The following is a 19,655-nucleotide window of genomic DNA, read 5'->3' on the forward strand; positions in this document are numbered from 1 at the left end:
GCACGTGGGGAGTTTTTGCTCGCGTGCCTGTGTTTTGATATGATCATAGTGTTGCTGAGTCCAATGATTGAGAGGTGAACAGCAGTGGCCGAGATCACAAAAGAACAAGTGAAACATGTGGCGGACCTTGCACGACTAACGTTTAGTGATGATGACTTAGAAACATTTGCCAAACAAATGGACGATGTGATTCAATATGCAGAACGTCTCAATGAACTTGACACCGAAGATGTCGTACCGACGACGCACGTCATGGACGTACGAAATGTTTTGCGTGAAGATGAAGTGCGTCCGTCGATGAAAAGGGAAGATGTGCTAAAAAATGCGCCAGCGTCGAAAGATGGACAATTTGAAGTTCCATCTGTCCTGGATTAAGGGAGTGAAAGCCGTGTCATTCATGGATGAAACGATAGCATCGATGCATAGCAAAATTAAAAATAAAGAAGTAAAAGTGTCAGAGCTAACAGAAAATGCCTACGAAAGAATTCGGGATGTCGATGATTCTGTGCAGGCGTTTCTCACTTTGGATGAAGAAGGCGCGATGGCTCAAGCCAAGGCGCTTGATGAGCAAGTGGAGCAAAGTGAAAGACAGCCTTTATTCGGAATTCCTGCGGGTATTAAGGACAATATCATGACTGAGGGATTGAAAACCACATGCGGAAGTCAGCTTCTGGATAATTTTAATCCCGTCTATGATGCAACCGTTATGAAACGTTTGCGTGAACAAAATATCGTAACCGTCGGGAAATTAAACATGGACGAGTTTGCAATGGGCTCTTCCAACGAGAATTCCGGATATCACAGTACGAAAAATCCTTGGAATACAAGTCACGTCCCCGGTGGTTCAAGCGGGGGTTCTGCTGCAGCGGTAGCCGCAGGAGAAGTGCCGTTTGCGTTAGGGTCAGATACCGGTGGCTCCATTCGACAGCCCGCTTCTTTTTGCGGGGTAGTTGGGTTAAAGCCTACATATGGACGAGTGTCCCGTTACGGACTTGTGGCGTTCGCTTCTTCATTGGATCAAATTGGCCCGATTACCCGAACGGTCGAAGACAACGCCTACGTGCTTCAGGAAATTGCCGGTCATGATGAGCGCGACTCCACATCCGTGGATGTGACCGTGCCCGATTATCACTCAGCACTTGAAGGTAACATTAACGGTTTAAGAATTGCCATTCCGAAAGAGTTTTTGGATGAAGGGGTCGATGCCGGCGTTAAAGAACGGATTCAAGCAGCGATCCGCACATTGGAGGGAATGGGGGCGACATGTGAGGAAGTATCATTGCCCAATTCAAGGTATGCAGTGGCCGCTTATTATTTGCTTGCTTCCTCGGAAGCATCCGCCAATCTCGCCCGCTTTGACGGTATCCGCTACGGCGTTCAAAAAGCCGGCGATGATTTAATGGATGTCTATAAAAAGACGAGAAGCGAAGGCTTTGGCGATGAAGTGAAACGCCGTATTATGTTGGGCACGTTCGCCCTTAGTACCGGATATTACGACGCTTATTATAAAAAAGCACAAAAAGTCCGAACGCTGATTCGTGAAGATTTTAACCAAGTGTTGCACAGTTATGATGTCATTCTTGGCCCGACAGCACCGACGACAGCTTTTAAAATCGACGAACAAAAAAATGATCCGCTTACGATGTACCTAAATGATATCTTAACCATCCCGGTGAACTTGTCCGGAAACCCGGCCCTATCCATCCCATGCGGTTTTTCAAATGGACTTCCCGTCGGATTGCAGTTGATCGGCAAACCGTTTGAAGAGCGCATTCTGTACCGTGTCGGCCACGCTTACGAACAAGAAACAGGACATTACAAAGAAAAACCGGGACTATAAGGGGGCAAAACGATGACATTCGATACGATAATCGGCTTGGAAGTGCACGCCGAATTAAAAACGGATACGAAAATATTTTGCGGATGTTCCACATCGTTTGGAGCGTCGCCAAATACACAAACGTGCCCGGTTTGCCTTGGGCACCCGGGGGTTTTGCCGGTGCTTAACAAACGTGCCGTTGATTTTGCCATTAAAGCGTCACTGGCGACAAATTGTTCGGTCTCGGAGCATACAAAATTTGATCGTAAAAATTATTTTTATCCAGATAACCCGAAAGCATATCAAATCTCCCAATTCGATCAACCTCTCGGTGAGCATGGGTCGATTGAGATTGAAGTGGACGGCAAGAAAAAATCGATCGGCATCACTCGCATTCATATAGAGGAAGACGCGGGAAAATTAACCCATGACGACGAAGAGGATACGTCGCTCGTTGATTTTAACCGCGCGGGAACGCCACTCATCGAAATCGTTTCCGAACCGGATATTCGCACGCCGGAAGAAGCGTATGCTTATTTGGAAAAATTGAAGGCAATCCTTCAATATACGGAAGTGTCCGATTGTAAAATGGAAGAAGGTTCGCTCCGGTGTGACGCGAATATTTCCTTACGTCCGAGCGGGCAAGAGGAATTCGGGACGAAGACGGAACTGAAAAATTTAAACTCATTCGCCAACGTGCAAAAAGGGCTTGCTTTTGAAGAGAAGCGTCAGGAACAAGAACTTCGCGATGGCAATGAACTTTTGCAGGAAACACGGCGTTGGAATGATGAGCGCAAAGAAACGACGCTCATGCGAGTGAAAGAAGGATCCGATGATTACCGCTATTTTCCGGAACCGGATCTCGTCAATCTTTTTATCGATGAAGAATGGCAAGGAAGAATTGCGGAAGAAATCCCTGAACTCCCTGATGAAAGACAAAGACGCTATATATCCGAATGGGAAATCCCCGCTTATGATGCCGGCGTGCTGACGCAAGCGAAGGCAAGCGCGGACTTTTTTGAAGAAACCGTGGCAGCGGGCGCGGATGCGAAGCAGGCCGCCAACTGGATGATGGGCGAAGTGAATGCCCATTTGAACGCCAATCATTTGGAGCTTGAAGATGTGGCCATGACGCCGTCGGGGCTCGCAGCGTTGATCCATTTGATCGAAAAGGGAACAATTTCCAGTAAAATTGCCAAAAAAGTGTTCAAGACGTTGATTGAAGAGGGCGGAAGTCCCGAGCAAATCGTTAAAGATCAAGGGCTTGTGCAAATTTCCGATGAAAGTGAACTAAAATCCATCGTCGAAGGCATTTTGGAAGCAAATCAACAATCCATTGACGACTATAAAAACGGCAAAGACAAAGCCTTCGGTTTCCTCGTTGGCCAAACGATGAAAGAAACAAAAGGGAAAGCCAATCCGCAAGTCGTGAATAAACTGATTAAAGAAGGCATTGACGCACGATAAAGCAAGGCCAACCTATCCTTTATCCGGGACGGGTTGGCTTTGCTTATAGGACTCGTGCTTTTTGCAGGAACAAATGAGCGATGACAAATCCAACGCAACGCTTAACATGTTTTGCATAGATATCTGGCTGTTTATGCGATCAACCAGGTGCTATTGATTTGCCGGTTTTTATGAGAACTCCATGATATGATGCGAGAGTCGGGATGTGGAAACAGACTAAACAAACTAAAAAACACGAGGGAATGTCCCCTCGTGCCTTAAGCTTTTTTCTTTGCCGTTACCATCGAAAATGCGGACCAGGCGAATATGCCAATTGCAATAATCACCGTCAATGGTTCCATCCAATGAATGTCCATCTGTTTTGTCCCTCCTGCCAGCGTTCACCTTAACAAAATCTTAGAAAACTTGGCTTTTCACCAAGCGTTTATGGCGAAAGCCTTAGTTGCACTTATGTAGGCAAGAAAGTTGATTTATACTTTCTTACCTACTAAATAAAGGATAAGCTGTTTTTTTGTTTGCGTCAAGAGATGCAAAGATTTTACGCTGTATCGTTTATCAGCCGAAACCGCCTCGATATCAGCCAAAAAAATCAATATATCAGCCAAAACAAACGCTTTATCAGCCAAAGTGGGATTAATGCAAGGGTGGAACCTTTCGAATGATTGGTTCATCACATTTTGCTTGTTTGTACATATGTATGGTTTCTTTTTATAATGAGGATACAAGTCCTAATGGATATGAAAGGTTGTTCATTTTGGATATTACACTAACAATTATTGTTACGATTATTGTACTCTTGTTCTTTTTTCTATTACTGGCGGCGCTTAACATTGCCGCCCATGCTTATATTATCAAAGCAGGGGCATCGTATCGAAAAATATTGGGGCACACATTCCTTATGATGGCGATTGTTCTTGTGCTTGGGCTTATTTTTTGGAGTTTTATATGGTGAAAGAATTCGTATGCTTGGATTAAAGTGCTTCCAGTATTTCATTTCGGGCTCTTTTTCGATGTGACTGCATAAGCATTCGTGCTGCATTTTTATCCTGTGCTCGCATACAAGAAAGAATAGCTTTATGTTCTATAATTGATCGGAATGGTAGCGGCCTGTTTTCAATGGTAAATAAACGAGCCCGAAAGATTTGGTCTGCGTGGGTTTCAATGACACTTGAGAGCCTGAGGTTGCCGGCTGAAGTAATGATATCAGTATGAAACTTATCATCTAATCTGGCCCATTCGGATAAGTTTTTCTCATGTAAAGTTTCTTCTTGGCTTGCAACCAAATCTTCCAGTTTTTCTAATTCTTTATCACTAATTTTTGTGGTTACTATTTCAGCCGCTAAACCATCTAGAGCTTCAACGATTTCATAGATCTCTTGCAAATCTTCTTTCGCAATGGTCTTAATGATAAAACCTCGCCTTGGGATTACTTCAATCAATCCCTCTGTTTGCAGACGGACTAACGCTTCTCTGACAGGAGTTCTACTCATTTGCAAACCTTCTGCCATCTCTCGTTCCAAAATCATTTTTCCGGGTGGAAGATACAGATTTCTAATCGCCAATCGTATTATTTGATAAGCTTGTTGCGGTAAACGTGTTTCGGATACATCATTTTCCAAACCCTTTGTAGCATTTTTAACGTCATCCGCATGCATAAATGTAAGCTCTTCTGAGTTAGGCTTTTTTTTCATAACGTTCACCGACCCTGAAATGAATGGAGAGAAGGAGAACTCCTTCTCATCCTTTAGTTTATACTTAGTTAGCTTTAATCTTATCATGCATTTTGCTGAGATGGCTAATAATACCATCGGTAACTTCTTTTGTGGAATTTGTACCACCGATATCTGCCGTTAATAACCCTTCTTTGGTGGTTTCTCTAATTGCTTTATTTATAAGATCAGCTTCTTTTTGAAGACCTAGGTTCTCGAGCATCAACGCCGCACTTCCAATCGCTCCGATGGGATTGGCAATGCCCTGACCGGCAATGTCGGGTGCTGAGCCATGAACGGATTCAAACATGCTAGGATACCTGCGATCAGGATTCAAATTAGCGCTCGCCGCTATTCCGAGACTGCCGGCTAAAGCACTACCCAAATCAGATAAAATATCTGCTAATAAGTTAGAAGCAACAACGACTTCTAAATCCTCTGGATGTAGAACAAATTGCGCTGCCATTGCATCAACGAGCCACTGATCCGTTTCAACATCTGGATAATCTTTGCTCACACGTTCGAACACTTCATCCCATAACACCATCCCATATTGTTGTGCGTTACTTTTGGTGACGCTAGTAACCTTTTTTCTTTTCCGCGTTCTTGCGAGTTCGAACGCGTGACGAATAATTCGTTCGCACCCTTCTTCGGTAAAGATAGACGATTGTACAGCCACTTCTTTTCCGGGTCCTCTCCCTGTGAAATTACGGCCGCCAATTCCCGAATACTCTCCCTCGGTATTTTCACGGATTAAAACCCAGTTTAATTGGTCTCTGTCTGGGTGATTTAATGGACTTTCCACACCAGGTAAGAAGTCAACTGGGCGAATGTTGGCCCATTGATCTAACCCTTGGCAAATTGCGATACGTAATCCCCAAAGACTTATATGGTCCGGTACATTAGGGAAGCCCACGGCGCCGAAGTAAATGGCATCATGATTCTTAATCTGCTCCAGTCCATCTTCAGCCATCATTTTTCCATTTTCCAGATAGTATTCACATCCCCACGGAAAATAATCGGTTTCAAATGAGAATTTTCCATTTGATTTTTTTTCTAAATAATCGAGTACTCGTAATCCTTCGTCAATGACTTCTTTTCCTATTCCGTCCCCTGGTATGGCGGCTAAACGAAAATGCTGTTTGGCGTTCATCAATATACCTCCTATTTTAATTGTGATCTTCACCCATTATCAATTACGTATACATTATTGTCAATGTAAAGGCTTAAAATATAAATTAAAGGCATATATTTGACTTTTATGTATACATTGATTAATCTATTATTAGTAGATTTTGAAAGCCTTATCATCATTAAGAAAGAAGGTATGAAAATGACGTCACTAACTTAGGGACTGCTTAATAATGGAAAAAGACTGGCACATAAGCATTTTCCGTTGGTGTTGTCAAAGTTGGATGCAAGGAATTCCATCCTATAAGCAAAAAACCCTTGCCCTTCTGGCAACGTACGGAGGGATGGTGCTGCAATGGCGAGACTCCAGCGGAAAAACGGACGCGTCAAGCCCCCGCAGCGCCGGTTTTGCGCGAGGAGGCTTGACCGTTCGTCCGCGGAAAGCGAAGCCATGGAAGCGGCATCCCGGCTTCAGCTGATAGCTGCACGTTGTTCAGCAATCCCTAACTTAGTGCTATTTGAAATTATTAAAAGCTATAGATATTGGGTTTCTATACCTGATATATGTAGAAATTTGTTTTGTATTTATATAATATAATTTCATTTTGAAACCGCTATCAATTAAATCATATAGCACTTAACACCCCAACTATGTATGGGAAGTTGGACGTGTGGTCTGTGACTATTTAAGGAGGAATGAAGCTGCATGAGTTCTGCAGTTATAACCTTGATTTTCTTAGTATTTGCTATAACTATGTTTGCTTGGGAAAAAATACCCCTTCCAATTACAGCAATGATTGTTGCTATTGGGCTTGTGCTAACAGGTATTCTAGACCCTCCAGAGGCTTTTGCTGGTTTCGTAGACGACAATGTCCTTCTTTTTATGGCGATGTTTATCATTGGTGCAGCTGTTTTTGAAACGGGCATGGCTAAGAAAATTGGGGGATTGGTTACCAGATTTGCCAAAACCGAGAGACAGTTAATCATTTCTATTATGGTTATTACTGCTTTAATGTCCGGCCTTCTCTCTAATACCGGGACTGCAGCTGTTTTAATACCAGTTATTATTGGTATAGCTGCGAGATCAGGGTTCGCACGACCAAGGCTGCTTTTACCTTTAGTTTTTGCGGCTGCAATGGGAGGTAGTCTTTCTCTGATTGGAGCACCTGGGAATATGATCGCTCAATCAGAACTTCAAGAACACGGTATGTCATTCGGTTTTTTTGAATATGCATATGTGGGATTGCCTATTCTAATTATCGGTATTATTTATTTTAGTTTGTTTGGATATAAGCTTCTTCCAAAAGGAGAGGGTTCCCTTCCGGATACTGACTCGGTTTTTAACGATAATACTGATGATTCAAATGTGCCAAAATGGAAACAAATTATGTCAGTGGTAGTTCTTGTACTAACTGTTCTAGCAATGGTCTTTGAAGATCAGATTGGAGTAGATTTACATATTTCTGCATGGACAGGAGCGTTGATTTTAGTCGCTATTGGGGTGATTTCAGGAAATAGTGCAATGAAATCAATTGATATGAATACGATTTTTTTATTTGTGGGTTCACTTGCATTAGCGAGAGGAATCGAAGAATCTGGCGCGGGATTGTTAATAGCAGAAACGGTGATCGGGGCTTTTGGCAGTGACCCTTCACCACACCTTTTACTGTTTGTGATATTAATCATCGCTGCAGTAATGACAAATTTTATATCCAATACTGCAACAACTGCACTATTGGTGCCAATAACTTTTTCCATTGCTAATAGTCTTGGAGCTGATCCAAGAGCTGTTTTAATGGCAACAGTCATTGGGGGTTCTTTGGCTTACGCAACACCAATAGGAATGCCGGCAAATACAATGGTGTATTATTTAGGTGGATTCAAGTTTAATGATTACGTAAAAGCTGGAGTTCCGTTAATTATAGTTGCTATAGTAGTAAGCATGATTTTGTTACCAATTTTCTTTCCTTTCTACTAGGAATTAACACCAAAATTTATAGTTTTGTATTGCTACACGAACCTTCATTACATTTGACAAGATAGCGTTAGTTTAATGCTGAAATAGTGTAGCCTTGTTTATACAATTTTGGTAGGTGCTCGGTGCGATGTGCAAAAAGGGTTGTCTCTCGCTCGGGTTAAGAAAGGAAGTGTCTTGTATTCGGAAGTCGTGGCACAAATAATTAAACTTTCTTAGCATAAAGCATAAACTCAGTTTATGTGGCTGTGTTATTCTGACATTTGGTATTATAATAGTAGTCAAAGAAAAATCAGTGGTCTTTATTTTTGGGTTCCTCGTCCGTTAATGTTTTACGATAGACGATTATATTTAGATATCATTCTATATAAAAACGAATAAGGAGAAATTCCAATGCCAAACATCATCATCGCACCGGATTCTTTCAAAGAAAGTATGAGCGCGAGACAGGCAGCAGAAGCGATTCAATCAGGCTTCCAACAATCAGGCGTCCACCATGACTATCATTTGATTCCAATGGGCGATGGCGGAGAAGGGACGATGGAGGCACTCACCGCCAATCTCGATGGGACATACCACAAGCTACAAGTGGAAGGGCCGAATATCCATCCAGTCGAAGCAACATACGCGGTATCGAAAGATGGAAAAACGGCCATTATGGAAATGGCCCAGGCGTCGGGACTTGATCGTGTCGCGGCACAGCATCGCGATGTCGGGACGGCGTCAACGTATGGAACGGGCGAAGTGATACGTGCCGCCCTTGATCAAGGTGTACAAAAAATCATCCTCGGAATCGGCGGGAGCGCAACGAATGATGGCGGGGCAGGAATGATCGAGGCCCTTGGTGCGAAACTCTTGGATGATCAAGGGAGACCGATTGCGCGAGGCGGCGTGGGGCTTGAACATTTGGCAACCATTGATGTTTCGGAATTAGATCCCCGCTTGCAAAAAACGGAAATCGTCGTCGCGTGCGATGTAACCAATCCTTTGTTGGGCGAAAAGGGCGCCAGTGCTATTTTCGGTCCGCAAAAAGGGGCGGACACGGCAATGGTGCAGCGGCTTGATCATGCGCTCGCCCATTTTCACGCGCGAACAGTAGAAGCAACCGGAAATGAACAACAAAAGACACCGGGCGCCGGGGCGGCAGGTGGCTTGGGGTATGCGCTACTTGCTTATCTGAATGCCGAACTCAAACCCGGCATCGATCTCGTGTTGGAAGAGAGCAATTTCCGTGCCTACGCTCGAAAAGCCGATGTGATTATTACCGGCGAAGGAAAAATTGACGGTCAATCGGTGTACGGAAAAACACCGGTCGGTGTTGCGAAAGCAGGAAAAGAAACCGGTACATTTGTGATCGCGATTTGTGGGCAGCTCGGAGAAGGTTATGAGGAAGTGTATGACCATGGCATTGACGCAGTCTTTAGCCTCGTACCTGGAGCAATAAGCGTGCAGGATGCGATGGAGCACGGCGGAACGTATTTACGGAAAGTGGCGCGGAACATTGCTAACGTTTATAATGAGAAGTGAGCTTCGTTGCTTCTTTATTTATTTGTAGCTGTTCTGTACGATACATAGTTACGATCAATCACGTTAGAGGGAATACACATGACTAAAAAACGAACGCACTTGCCCGTACAAAAAAATGAGCGGCTCGAGGTCACGTTTCAAGATCTCACTCATGAAGGTGCTGGCGTGGCGAAAGTAGATGGGTATCCGTTATTCGTCCCTGATGCCCTACCAGGGGAAAAGGCAGACGTTAAAGTCGTAAAGACGGGGAAAAACTTTGGATTCGGGCGTCTAATGGAGAGACATACGACAAGCACACACCGCGTCGACCCGCCCTGCCCGATTTATCATTGGTGCGGCGGTTGCCAGTTGCAACACATGGATCAGGAAGCGCAACTGTCATTAAAACGTGAACAAGTCATAAATGCACTCCATAAATATATGGGCAGAGAAGATATCCCCGTCCAGGAAACGATCGGAATGAACGAGCCATGGGCGTATCGCAATAAAGCGCAAGTGCCGGTGGCTGAGCGGGACGGGGAGCTCATCGCCGGTTTTTTTGCCAAACGCTCCCATCACATTGTCGATATGGATCACTGCTTGATTCAAGGCGATCAAAATGACGCGGCGATACAAGTCGTGAAAAACATCCTAAAGCGTTACGAGATAGAACCTTATGATGAAGCAAGCGGCCGCGGTGTCATTCGCCATATCGTCGCCCGTAACGGACGTTTGAGCGGAGAGACGATGGTGATGCTCGTTACGAATGGTGAAGAATTACCCCATAAGAAGAAATTGGTCGAAGCCATACGCAGTGAAGTGTCCGGCATTCATTCCATCGTGCAAAACATAAATAAGAAAAAAACAAATGTGGTCTATGGTGAGCGTACGGAAATTCTTTGGGGAGAAAAATATATTGAAGAACGCATCGGCAAACTGCGTTTTGCCCTATCTCCCCGGTCTTTTTTTCAAGTGAATCCGGTCCAAACGGAAGTTTTATATGAGAAAGTACGCCAATTCGCAGGATTGCGCGGAAATGAAACAGTCATCGACGCCTATTGTGGCATTGGCTCAATTTCGTTGTTTTTAGCTGAAGAAGCAAGGAAGGTTTATGGAGTCGAAGTCATCGGGGAAGCGATCAGTGACGCGCGTAAAAACGCAAAACTTAACCACTTCCCAAATGTTGAATTTTCGGTCGGAAAAGCGGAAGAAGTCGTGCCTTGGTGGCGGGCAGCTCTTGGGGTTGAAGCCGATGTCATCGTCGTCGATCCCCCGCGTAAAGGTTGTGACGAAAAACTCTTGCAGACGATGATCGAAATGAAACCTGAGCGCATCATTTACGTTTCCTGCAACCCGGCAACGCTAGCCCGTGATCTCGGCATTCTTTCGGATGGCGGTTATGAAGTGCAAGAAGTGCAACCCGTCGATATGTTTCCGCAGACGACACACATCGAGTGTGTGACGCGGTTGGTGCGTAAAATAAAAGAAAGATAGGTGTTTGCCATGGAGCCTCATGACCTATTAGTAATATCCAGTTGGAAAGATCTACAGACTAAAAAAAATGAACCAATCCCAATGTGGGTGAAAACATCCTTGGATACTGCACCAATTGTCGTTGTAAGAAGAGCGAAGACATTTGCAAATAATATACCAGTTGGAGTACGTGGTTGCAAAAGAAGGGAGCGTTTTGCAACATATGTATCACCCCAGAGCGTGAAAATTCTTTATCGCCCCTCTGATTTGCTACAGCTGGGTTCTGAATACCTATATCTTCCTCAAGCAAGGGTAACATTTCAAAAAATACAATCATTGTTCGATCAAAAGTTAAATTGGGGGCCAGCCGGAAGCGCAGGTTATGAAATAGCATCTAGACAAATAATAATGAACGCAGAAAGTGATTTTGACATTGTGATCGACCCACATAAACCATTAGGAATAAAAGAAGCCCAAACCTTGGTCGAGAAAATGGATTTTTTTCCGATGTACGTGGATACACAGGTGAAAGTATCACGTGGATCTTTTTCCCTTAGAGAGTGGGCAAAAGGAAAAGAAGTGATGCTCAAATCAACAAATGGCCCACTTCTTGTAAACGATCCGTGGAGTATAGGGTAAGATAATGGATTTCTTATGTGTGTTCAACGGAAAATACGAAGCAATTTCACCTATAGCCTTCTAGAACATCAGCGTTATGCCGTTCAAGCAGCTGATGTGCATTAGTTAATTTATCGTTATATAAGTAGGAAACAAGTAAACGATGCTCTTCCACAGATTTATCTATATTTCCCTCCTTGGAAAAAGAAGCGGTTTGTATCATTAATAATGGTATACCAAGACGACGGTACATATCTTGAATCATTTGACTTTTACTCATATCAATAATGGATTGGTGAAATAAATGATTGAGCTTTGAGTATTTAACGGGATTCTGCTCACTTTGCATATCTTCAAGCTTTTCATTCATCTGTTTTAAAATATGATCATTGATGCCAAAAGTAGCAATTCGATTCATCGCCAGTGATTCTAAAAAGTTCCTGATCTCTAAAAGATCAAAAATCTCAGTCTGCGTATATTCACGCACTATCGCGCCTTTCCTAGGCATTTTTTCTACAAGTCCCTCTAACTTCAAAATATAGAGAGCGTCTCGAATAGGCGCACGACTTATTCCGTAGGCATCTGCATAGTTTTTTTCCACAAGCTTATCTCCGGGTTTGAGCTCACCGGAGATAATTTGTTCGGTTATATTATCCACGATTTGATGAGAAAGTGCGTCCTTATTGATCGAATGTTCCACATTGTTGCCCCCAGTCATGACTCCATTCTATATTAATTTTATCACAGTGATGAAAAAAAGACTCTATTAAGAGTCTTTTCCTTTATACATACCATTGTTTTTGCATCATGTCTCTTACTTGATGGGAAGCGGCACGTCCGCGGCGGGCTAGCGATGAATCAAGCCTAATTCTTAAGTCAGTGTCCCCTTTGGTACGTATATTGGCAATTGTATCTTTCAGTTTTTGACGAATGAGTTTTATATTTTCTTCAGTAGGGTTATCAGCGTCTACCTTTCCAATGACTTCGTGTAAAGCTCCGAGGGTTTGAAAAGATTGAATGTCATAAGCCATGGCAGGAATATTTTCTGTGATTTGCTCCAATTCCTCGATAGATCGTCGAGTTATTCTCGCGGCTGAACCTTTTGACATTACATGGACATTGACTTTTTCATCGTTCAGCGCGATTAAACGATTGGCTTGCAGACCGTGGGTGAGAAACGCGCCAGATATTGCTTTTCCCACCAAGAGTGAAATGACGGGGTGTCCTGCTAAACGTGCTTTCGCATACGCATTGACAGCTGCAGCGCATGCTTGGTGCAATCCCGATAGTTCTTCCACATATCCATAGGCCTGACTAGGAACATCAACGAGTGCGATGATGGGACGACGCACTTCATTCTCTTCATCAGCTTTCACGACTTCACTGACCGAATGGGCGACGGCCCATCCTTCTTCCAAGCCAACCTCTCCTTCTCGAACCCGGGGGAATCGATGCTCAGGATCAGGACCAATTGAAATAAAGCGAGCCATGTCGCTCCCAAGTTTGGTGTCCCCGCTCCAAACTGTAGGTGTAACTTTAGTTTTAGGTTTCAGTGAAGTCAGAGCATAAAACCATTGCTGCGCCCGATTTCTGATCTTTGGGTTAGGTTTTTGCCCCTTTGTTTCGAGCAATGAGTGTGATGAAGAAGTGAGTTCTCTAAAATAAGACGGTGAAATATATTCATTAGGGTTTAAATAATTGAGTATGATTCGAAAACGTTCGATTTGTTCAGCTTTCGGTTTTGATGGCACTTCTGTAAGAGCCTTTTGGACGGCAGCCGTAATTTGTGCGCAGTCATCTTCAACGAGCACATCCGCCAGTGAAGTAGCCACACGCTGATAACCGCCAATGCTCCCCCAAATCAATGGTCGATTCCTACTATCCAACTCAGTAATTCCTGCTTCTTGTTCAATGACTTCGGGTCCGTTTAAACCAAGTCGTCCTTCAGCCGTCATAATCAGTGTACTAAATAAACCGGCGGTGATAGACATCCCGCCAAAACTGCCAATCTTACCAGGGATTACGCCTATAACCGGGACATAAGACCTTAGCTCAATAACAGCAGTTTGTATTTCAGCAATGGCTAACAACCCGTAATTCGCTTCCTGAAGGCGAACACCACCAGTGTCAAGAATAATAACAGGATGTGTCTTAATGTTATTCTTATTATCTTTTAAAGTCAGCTCTAAAGCAGCTGCAATTTTCGCACCTGAGATTTCCCCAATGCCACCGCCCTGAAAGGCACTTTCGATCGATATCACAACAGACGGTTCTCTATCGATTGTTCCTTTTGCGACAATGACACCGTCGTCACTTTGAGGAACAATCCCTTGTTTTTCTAAATGAGGAGAAGTAAAACGATCAAACGGCCCGAGAAATTCGTGAAATGAATCTGAATCGAGCAATTGCTTTGCTCTTTCTCTCGCGTCAGCTTCTACGAAACTGATTTTTGTTTGTAGATTATCCATTTTGTTTACTCGCCTCCCACGCTTGTTCTAAACGGAGTTGGACGACACCGGGTGTTGCTCCGAAGTCATTAATTTCAATCGCAGCGGCAAGGTCGTGGTACGCAAAAAAACGATCCAATACAGCTGCCCAGGTTTCTTTGAACCCCTCTGTGCCTGTGCGGATCATCACATCGGTCTTATCTTCGTTCTTTGGCTCCATCAAAATTTCCAAATCCCCTGAACCAACAACTCCGATATGTGTTCGTGCCTGTAATGGTGTTTTACATTGATAAGAAAATGTTAATTGTTCCATTGTCACCCTCCTTGATTTTTAATAATATCTAAAAAAACCGTTGCTGCTAATAAATCAGCACTTCCGCCCGGTGACACCCCGAGTTCAATCATTTTGACATTGAGACGTTGAATTTCATCGTGATTGACCATTTTTTGTTTCATCATTTTACTGGCGTTTACTTGTATCGTTTGTAATGCTTCTTTCCCTCCTCGGTAAAGAATACATGTGTCATCAAGAGCAGCCATTATGGCGATGAGGACATGAAGTTGTGCTTCGTTTTCACTATACCCTTTTTCCCGAGCAGTTGTTAGGGTTGGTAGCCCGATGTTTATAACATGAGGGAACCCATTCATTGCTTCCCCGCGAGCGCCACTGACTTGAAAATGTTTTTTGACGCGATCTCCATGAGTCTCTCCATTAGAGGTATAGCGCTCATCCGGGTAACTTGCAAGTTTTCCCGCCAGACGACAAATATCACCAGGTTTCTTTTTATAAGGAGTGAAAAAAACAGAAGCTGATGTTAGTAGCCCAATCGCCCATATTGCACCTGTATGAGTATTCACTCCGTTAGTAGCGCGAAACATTTTTTTCTCACCTTCACGCCCAATCCTTGCAACTTCTTCGCGTAGATTCTGAGAGGGAATTTGATCATGAGCTACATTTACCATTTGTGAAAATGCTGGTTCTAATGATCGAGCAGAACGCTCTATAATTGCCAGATTCATGTCACTATGTGTCCCGGTATCTAGACTATCAACCAGACCGGGCTTTGGCGTTAATTGAGCCTCTATGAGTAAAGCGTCTACTGCTTGCTTCGATCGTATCTTGGCTAACTGGTTCTCGGAGTTTTCGGTTAATGATGTCATCGAATGTATGGAGATCATGGCCAGTAGCTCCTGAATTGTTCGGGAGGCTCGTATAATCCATCAGACCAAGTCATTAGATCTTCGACATTTTGTGCTGCTAGTAGAGATCGCTTGGCATCGGATCGACGAATCTCTAAATCCTGGGGATAAGCGACAATACCTTTTGAACGTAGATGTTCCTTCTGCTTAAGGGTCTGTTCCATACCAATCGGAGTCACTCCTGCAACAGCTGCAATCGCTTCTTTTCTTTCAGCAATGCTGTCCGTTTTGTAAAGGTAAGCAATACCTTCTTCAGTAACGAGATGAGTGACGTCTTCGCCGTAGATCATGACTGGGGGTATATCTAATCCAGCCTCTTTGGATACATCAACAGCGTCGAGACGTTCAGTGAATACAGGCGTATTTCCTTGTTGATACGTTTCCATCATTTGTACAACAAGTTTTTTTCCTCGAACTAACGCATCGTCCGGATTCATCATATCCAACCACGCAGGCGTTGAGTGCCGTCTTCCTTTTGGATCATGGCCCATATTCGGAGCACCTCCAAAACCTGCTAAGCGTCCGTGAGTCACAGTCGAAGAGTTTCCTCCATAGTCCATTTGCAATGTTGAACCGATAAAAAGATCGACTGCGTATTGCCCTGCCATCTGACATAATGCGCGGTTAGACCGAAGTGATCCATCTTTTCCCACAAAGAACACATCTGGACGCTCTGCAATATAGCCCTCCATCCCCCGTTCACCGCCGAAGCAGTGGATGCTGTCAATCCATCCACTCTCTATGGCAGGGATTAATGTGGGGTGTGGGTTAGCGGCCCAATGTTTACAAATTTGTCCTCTTAAACCAAGCGATTCTCCATATGTCGGAAGAAGCAATTCAATTGCGGCAGTGTTAAAGCCTATACCGTGATTTAATGATTGTACTTGGTGTTTTTCGTAAACGCCACGCAACGTCATCATTGCCATTAAAATTTGAATCTCTGTAATATGACGGGGATTACGGGTGAAGAGCGCCTCGAGTTGATAAGGTTGATCGGCAACAACGACAACATCGACCCAAGATGACGGAATGTCTACTCTCGGTAACTCATCGACTTTCTCATTCACTTGTGCGATAACTATGCCTTCACGAAAGGCAGTAGCTTCGACAATCGTCGGTGTTTCTTCAGTGTTTGCTCCTGTATAAAGATTACCTTCTGCATCAGCCTGATCGGCAGCGATCAGTGCGACCGAAGGGATCAAATCGATGAAAAGCCTACCGTATAACTCTAAGTACGTATGAATATTTCCCATTTGCATTTGTCCATCCTCAATCATCTGTGAGATACGTAAGCTCTGCGGTCCAGCAAATGAAAAATCAACACGATTGGCAATGCCTTTTTCAAAAATATCGAGATGTTCTGGTCTTGATACACTGGACATAATCATGTGTAAATCATGAATTATGTTTGAATTGACTTCTGAGAGTGCTTCAGATAAAAAAGAGGCCTGTTTCTGATTGTTACCCTCTAAGACAACTTTGTCATTTGGATGGATCAACGTCTCTAGAGCATAGGTAATGTCATTCGTTTTGACATATTTCCCGTCCAATAGCGCTTCCGCCTGTTTTATGCGTTCGCGTTTTGCATCGCGTCTTGTTGTCCATGAACGTTTCGATTTTTGAACCATCTTTATACACACCTTTTAAAAAAGTTAGTAATGGATGTTACATCGTTTGCAAGTGAAAGGGCACGTATATCTGCAAACGTTTGATTCACAAGCTCAGTATACACACGCCCCGGTGGCAGTTGTAAAAATTGACGAATGCCACGTTCATACAACATCGTCATCCCGTTATGCCATCGAACGGGTGCCTCAATGTTGAAGGCTAGGTCTTCTCGTATCAATTCTTCATCCTGGAGCAACCTCGCTGAGTGGTTCGCCACATAAGGGATACTAGGCCTTGTAATGTTAACTTTTCGTAACTCATGGTCAAGTTCTTTAGCTAGGTCTGAAAATAACGGCGTATGAGAAGGGACACTGACATTTAACCATTGCACTTTTCTTGCTCCATTCGCACCAGCAATGATAAATGCGTGTTCAATACTTTCCTGTTTTCCGGAAACTGCAATTTGACTATCCGAATTTTCGTTTGCGATATAGATGATTTGCCCGGCTTCACGTTCTTTTCTTAATAATTGCTCAACTGCATAAAAGCTCAATCCTTGAATGACCCCCATTCCATATCCATGAGGATAGGAGGCTTCCATTTTTTCTCCCCGATACTTCACTATCTTAAGGGCATCTTCGAAAGAAAGAACGTTTGCAGCTACTGCAGCTGAGAATGCCCCAACGGAGTGGCCAGCTACATATTTAGGACGGAGACCTTCTGCCATAAGGGCGTAAGCACAGCCAACACCAATCGTAAGCAAGGAGAGTTGGACATTTCGAGTGGACTGAAGAGCCTCTTGCGTACTCCAATTATAGGGATTTTCTCCTAGGAAAGCATTCGCTCGGGCGATGGTTTCCTGCATTTTTGGGTGATCGGGAAGGAAATCGAACATAGCAGGAAATTGCGAACCTTGGCCTGGGAATAAAAACACAACCACTATGCATCACCCCTTGTTAATATATTTTAGTCGACCGTCAACAGGGTAGGAATCTAGGGGTTACGCACCGAAGATAGTTCGCATGATTAAGAATAGGATGGACGGTGCTAATAACACACCAAGACCTGTGTAGAAAGTTGCTGTTAGTGCACCGTAAGGGACAAGTCTGGGATCTACTGCTGCTAAACCAGCGGCTACACCACTCGTTGTCCCAATCATCCCTCCGAAAACCATTGCAGAGCGGGGGTTATTTAAACCAATATAGTTAGCTATAAAAGGTGTCACAGACATAGCAACCACAGCTTTTACAATTCCAGCTCCAAAACTTATAGCAATTACTTCAGGACTGGCACCTATCGCAGTACCCGTTACAGGACCAACAATATAAGTAACTGTGCCAGCGCCAATTGTTGTTAAACTTATTGCATCGGTATATCCAAACATTAGTGCAATGACTACACCAATGACAAACGATAATGCAACCCCCAGGAAAAGGGAGAGGAGTCCAATTGTTCCAGCCTTTTTTAGTTCATTCATACTTGCACCAAAAGCAGTAGCAACAATAGCAAAGTCACGCATCATAGCCCCGCCCATTAGACCAATACCAGAAAATAAAGATACATCCGCTAAACCACTATCACCACCGGTTTGAACACCTCCAATGTAAGCCAGTACAAGTCCCAGAATAATTGCAATCGATGAACCATTTACATACCCCAGTGTTAAATAGCGAGCCATGGAATGGGAGACAAACATAATTATACCTACGAGTGCAAATGACATAATCAAACCATTATCGATTAATGCATCAATTAGAATATCACTCATAGCTTTTCGTCCTCTCCATGTTCATGAGTTTGTGATTGCCCTTTTCCGATTTTGCTAAGGATTGGGACAGCTAAATAGCCGGCAAGTACAGCAGTTGCTCCAGCGATAAGTGCAACTGGCCCCCCTCTATTGCTCCTGCAACGTTTTGATTAGCAGCCATTGCAACCACAATCGGAATATACATAGCACTCCAAAAAGACAGTCCCTCTTGTGTAGGTTGGCTTAAACGTTCTCTTTTTCGAAATGCATCGACGATGAGAACAAGAAGGAGCATCGCGATCCCTATACCACCCACATTTGCATCTATACCGATCGCATTCCCTAAAACATCACCCAATATAATGCCAATCATCATGCAAATAGACAGCAAAGCAACACCGTAAATAACCACAGGAATCACCTCTCTAAAGTAAGCGTTTCCAAATAAATTGTATACAGTCGACTTAATATTTGGTGATAAGTATACTTATAAAAAAGGGAAAATTCAATGATTTATTTCAAAAAAATATTTTGGCTTACATCCAAAAAGATAAAATTTTTCACCAATTAGATCGAGTTACCTTCAAACAATAAGACCGACACTGAGAAAGTCTCTTATCTGAAAGCTCGCACTGTGGCAAATCCCACGTTCCTATTCGATCGATGCGATGACCCCTTGGAAAACCATCGTTCCATTCGACAGACTTGGAGCTGTTCCTCCACTTCCATTACAGAATATTTTTCGATCATACCTCTACCCTCACAAGGATAAATGCTTTTCGGCCTTATAGCAAACGTTTCGAGTGACAGATCTTGTGCCAACGCTCCATACTTTCCAAGTCCCTTACAACGTTAGCTCTCCGTACTGGACGTAGTTGCTCCCCTTAAAGCCTGTGAACTGGATACCACCATTTGGCCGGTATGGCGTGTTTCAGATGGCGCATTTTCCCTCCAC

General features: G+C 43.7%; 19 protein-coding genes. 9 read left to right on the top strand and 10 right to left on the bottom strand.

Annotated elements, in window-relative coordinates; all coding sequences use genetic code 11:
* Positions 1–84 precede the first annotated feature (84 nt).
* The 4 genes from gatC to HUG20_RS05170 all read left to right on the top strand — a co-directional run bounded on the left by gatC (position 85) and on the right by HUG20_RS05170 (position 4,238).
* Entirely contained in the window at positions 85–375 is a 291-nt protein-coding gene (gene gatC / locus HUG20_RS05155) for an Asp-tRNA(Asn)/Glu-tRNA(Gln) amidotransferase subunit GatC (protein ID WP_200088813.1), read from the top strand.
* A gap of 13 nt (positions 376–388) precedes the next feature.
* A complete protein-coding gene (gatA, locus tag HUG20_RS05160; RefSeq protein WP_425504097.1) occupies positions 389–1,840 on the top strand; it encodes an Asp-tRNA(Asn)/Glu-tRNA(Gln) amidotransferase subunit GatA in 1,452 nt (483 codons plus the stop codon).
* Positions 1,841–1,852: 12 nt separating this feature from the next.
* Positions 1,853–3,286, top strand: a complete 1,434-nt coding sequence (gene gatB / locus HUG20_RS05165) for an Asp-tRNA(Asn)/Glu-tRNA(Gln) amidotransferase subunit GatB (protein ID WP_200088815.1) — start codon at positions 1,853–1,855, stop codon at positions 3,284–3,286.
* 658 nt (positions 3,287–3,944) lie between these two features.
* Positions 3,945–4,238 carry a hypothetical protein gene (locus tag HUG20_RS05170; RefSeq protein WP_200088817.1) on the top strand — a complete coding sequence of 98 codons (294 nt, stop codon included), beginning with the start codon at positions 3,945–3,947 and terminating at the stop codon, positions 4,236–4,238.
* A 19-nt stretch (positions 4,239–4,257) separates the two neighbouring features.
* Here the strand turns inward: HUG20_RS05170 and HUG20_RS05175 are convergent, their stop codons facing one another.
* Together HUG20_RS05175 and HUG20_RS05180 are read right to left on the bottom strand one after the other, a co-directional pair.
* Positions 4,258–5,094, bottom strand: a complete 837-nt coding sequence (locus HUG20_RS05175) for a GntR family transcriptional regulator (RefSeq protein WP_246476544.1) — start codon at positions 5,092–5,094, stop codon at positions 4,258–4,260.
* On the bottom strand, positions 5,042–6,148 hold the full coding sequence (locus tag HUG20_RS05180) for a tartrate dehydrogenase (protein ID WP_200088819.1): 1,107 nt from the start codon (positions 6,146–6,148) through the stop codon (positions 5,042–5,044). Before HUG20_RS05180 ends, HUG20_RS05175 begins: the two co-directional genes overlap by 53 nt.
* A 262-nt stretch (positions 6,149–6,410) precedes the next feature.
* On the opposite strand from HUG20_RS05180, the gene HUG20_RS05185 reads away from it, so the two are divergent.
* From HUG20_RS05185 to HUG20_RS05205, 5 genes are all read left to right on the top strand, one after another.
* A complete protein-coding gene (locus tag HUG20_RS05185) occupies positions 6,411–6,605 on the top strand; it encodes a hypothetical protein (protein ID WP_211200006.1) in 195 nt (64 codons plus the stop codon).
* Between the two features lie 227 nt (positions 6,606–6,832).
* Positions 6,833–8,104, top strand: a complete 1,272-nt coding sequence (locus HUG20_RS05190; RefSeq protein ID WP_200088823.1) for an SLC13 family permease — start codon at positions 6,833–6,835, stop codon at positions 8,102–8,104.
* Positions 8,105–8,494: 390 nt separating this feature from the next.
* A complete protein-coding gene (locus HUG20_RS05195; protein ID WP_200088825.1) occupies positions 8,495–9,628 on the top strand; it encodes a glycerate kinase in 1,134 nt (377 codons plus the stop codon).
* Positions 9,629–9,706: 78 nt separating this feature from the next.
* Positions 9,707–11,101 carry a 23S rRNA (uracil(1939)-C(5))-methyltransferase RlmD gene (gene rlmD / locus HUG20_RS05200; protein WP_200088827.1) on the top strand — a complete coding sequence of 465 codons (1,395 nt, stop codon included), beginning with the start codon at positions 9,707–9,709 and terminating at the stop codon, positions 11,099–11,101.
* Positions 11,102–11,110: 9 nt separating this feature from the next.
* The gene (locus HUG20_RS05205) at positions 11,111–11,719 is read left to right on the top strand and encodes a malonate decarboxylase holo-ACP synthase (protein ID WP_246476655.1); all 609 of its coding nucleotides are present in this window, start codon (positions 11,111–11,113) and stop codon (positions 11,717–11,719) included.
* 46 nt (positions 11,720–11,765) lie between these two features.
* Here HUG20_RS05205 and HUG20_RS05210 read toward each other — a convergent pair whose 3' ends face one another.
* The 8 genes from HUG20_RS05210 to madL all read right to left on the bottom strand — a co-directional run bounded on the left by HUG20_RS05210 (position 11,766) and on the right by madL (position 19,112).
* Entirely contained in the window at positions 11,766–12,398 is a 633-nt protein-coding gene (locus tag HUG20_RS05210; protein WP_246476545.1) for a GntR family transcriptional regulator, read from the bottom strand.
* Positions 12,399–12,480: 82 nt separating this feature from the next.
* Positions 12,481–14,166: a biotin-independent malonate decarboxylase subunit beta gene (mdcD, locus tag HUG20_RS05215; protein WP_200088834.1), complete on the bottom strand. Its 1,686-nt coding sequence runs from the start codon at positions 14,164–14,166 to the stop codon at positions 12,481–12,483.
* Positions 14,159–14,458, bottom strand: a complete 300-nt coding sequence (locus HUG20_RS05220; RefSeq protein ID WP_200088841.1) for a malonate decarboxylase subunit delta — start codon at positions 14,456–14,458, stop codon at positions 14,159–14,161. The genes mdcD and HUG20_RS05220 overlap by 8 nt, the downstream gene beginning before the upstream one ends.
* Positions 14,459–14,460: 2 nt before the next feature.
* Positions 14,461–15,324 (bottom strand): triphosphoribosyl-dephospho-CoA synthase, encoded by an 864-nt coding sequence (locus tag HUG20_RS05225; RefSeq protein ID WP_246476546.1) that lies wholly within the window; start codon positions 15,322–15,324, stop codon positions 14,461–14,463.
* Positions 15,321–16,973 carry a malonate decarboxylase subunit alpha gene (gene mdcA, locus HUG20_RS05230; protein WP_200088850.1) on the bottom strand — a complete coding sequence of 551 codons (1,653 nt, stop codon included), beginning with the start codon at positions 16,971–16,973 and terminating at the stop codon, positions 15,321–15,323. Before mdcA ends, HUG20_RS05225 begins: the two co-directional genes overlap by 4 nt.
* Before the next feature lie 2 nt (positions 16,974–16,975).
* On the bottom strand, positions 16,976–17,893 hold the full coding sequence (locus tag HUG20_RS05235) for an ACP S-malonyltransferase (protein WP_200088852.1): 918 nt from the start codon (positions 17,891–17,893) through the stop codon (positions 16,976–16,978).
* 60 nt (positions 17,894–17,953) lie between these two features.
* A complete protein-coding gene (madM, locus tag HUG20_RS05240; protein ID WP_200088854.1) occupies positions 17,954–18,721 on the bottom strand; it encodes a malonate transporter subunit MadM in 768 nt (255 codons plus the stop codon).
* A gap of 70 nt (positions 18,722–18,791) precedes the next feature.
* On the bottom strand, positions 18,792–19,112 hold the full coding sequence (gene madL, locus HUG20_RS05245) for a malonate transporter subunit MadL (RefSeq protein ID WP_343073200.1): 321 nt from the start codon (positions 19,110–19,112) through the stop codon (positions 18,792–18,794).
* Positions 19,113–19,655 lie beyond the last annotated feature (543 nt).

The sequence above is a fragment of the Salicibibacter cibi genome (genome assembly GCF_016495865.1).
In the GTDB taxonomy this organism is placed as follows: Bacteria; Bacillota; Bacilli; order Bacillales; family Marinococcaceae; genus Salicibibacter; species Salicibibacter cibi.

What these genes read in the sequence shown, in the direction of transcription:
- HUG20_RS05190 (WP_200088823.1), top strand. Translation starts at nt 6,833, where the DNA reads ATGAGTTCTGCAGTTATAACCTTGATTTTCTTAGTATTTGCTATAACT.
- HUG20_RS05225 (WP_246476546.1), bottom strand. Translation starts at nt 15,324, where the DNA reads ATGATCTCCATACATTCGATGACATCATTAACCGAAAACTCCGAGAAC.
- HUG20_RS05195 (WP_200088825.1), top strand. Translation starts at nt 8,495, where the DNA reads ATGCCAAACATCATCATCGCACCGGATTCTTTCAAAGAAAGTATGAGC.
- HUG20_RS05205 (WP_246476655.1), top strand. Translation starts at nt 11,111, where the DNA reads ATGGAGCCTCATGACCTATTAGTAATATCCAGTTGGAAAGATCTACAG.
- rlmD (WP_200088827.1), top strand. Translation starts at nt 9,707, where the DNA reads ATGACTAAAAAACGAACGCACTTGCCCGTACAAAAAAATGAGCGGCTC.
- madM (WP_200088854.1), bottom strand. Translation starts at nt 18,721, where the DNA reads ATGAGTGATATTCTAATTGATGCATTAATCGATAATGGTTTGATTATG.
- HUG20_RS05180 (WP_200088819.1), bottom strand. Translation starts at nt 6,148, where the DNA reads ATGAACGCCAAACAGCATTTTCGTTTAGCCGCCATACCAGGGGACGGA.
- HUG20_RS05175 (WP_246476544.1), bottom strand. Translation starts at nt 5,094, where the DNA reads ATGGTATTATTAGCCATCTCAGCAAAATGCATGATAAGATTAAAGCTA.
- mdcD (WP_200088834.1), bottom strand. Translation starts at nt 14,166, where the DNA reads ATGGATAATCTACAAACAAAAATCAGTTTCGTAGAAGCTGACGCGAGA.
- HUG20_RS05220 (WP_200088841.1), bottom strand. Translation starts at nt 14,458, where the DNA reads ATGGAACAATTAACATTTTCTTATCAATGTAAAACACCATTACAGGCA.
- HUG20_RS05185 (WP_211200006.1), top strand. Translation starts at nt 6,411, where the DNA reads ATGCAAGGAATTCCATCCTATAAGCAAAAAACCCTTGCCCTTCTGGCA.
- mdcA (WP_200088850.1), bottom strand. Translation starts at nt 16,973, where the DNA reads ATGGTTCAAAAATCGAAACGTTCATGGACAACAAGACGCGATGCAAAA.
- HUG20_RS05170 (WP_200088817.1), top strand. Translation starts at nt 3,945, where the DNA reads ATGATTGGTTCATCACATTTTGCTTGTTTGTACATATGTATGGTTTCT.
- gatB (WP_200088815.1), top strand. Translation starts at nt 1,853, where the DNA reads ATGACATTCGATACGATAATCGGCTTGGAAGTGCACGCCGAATTAAAA.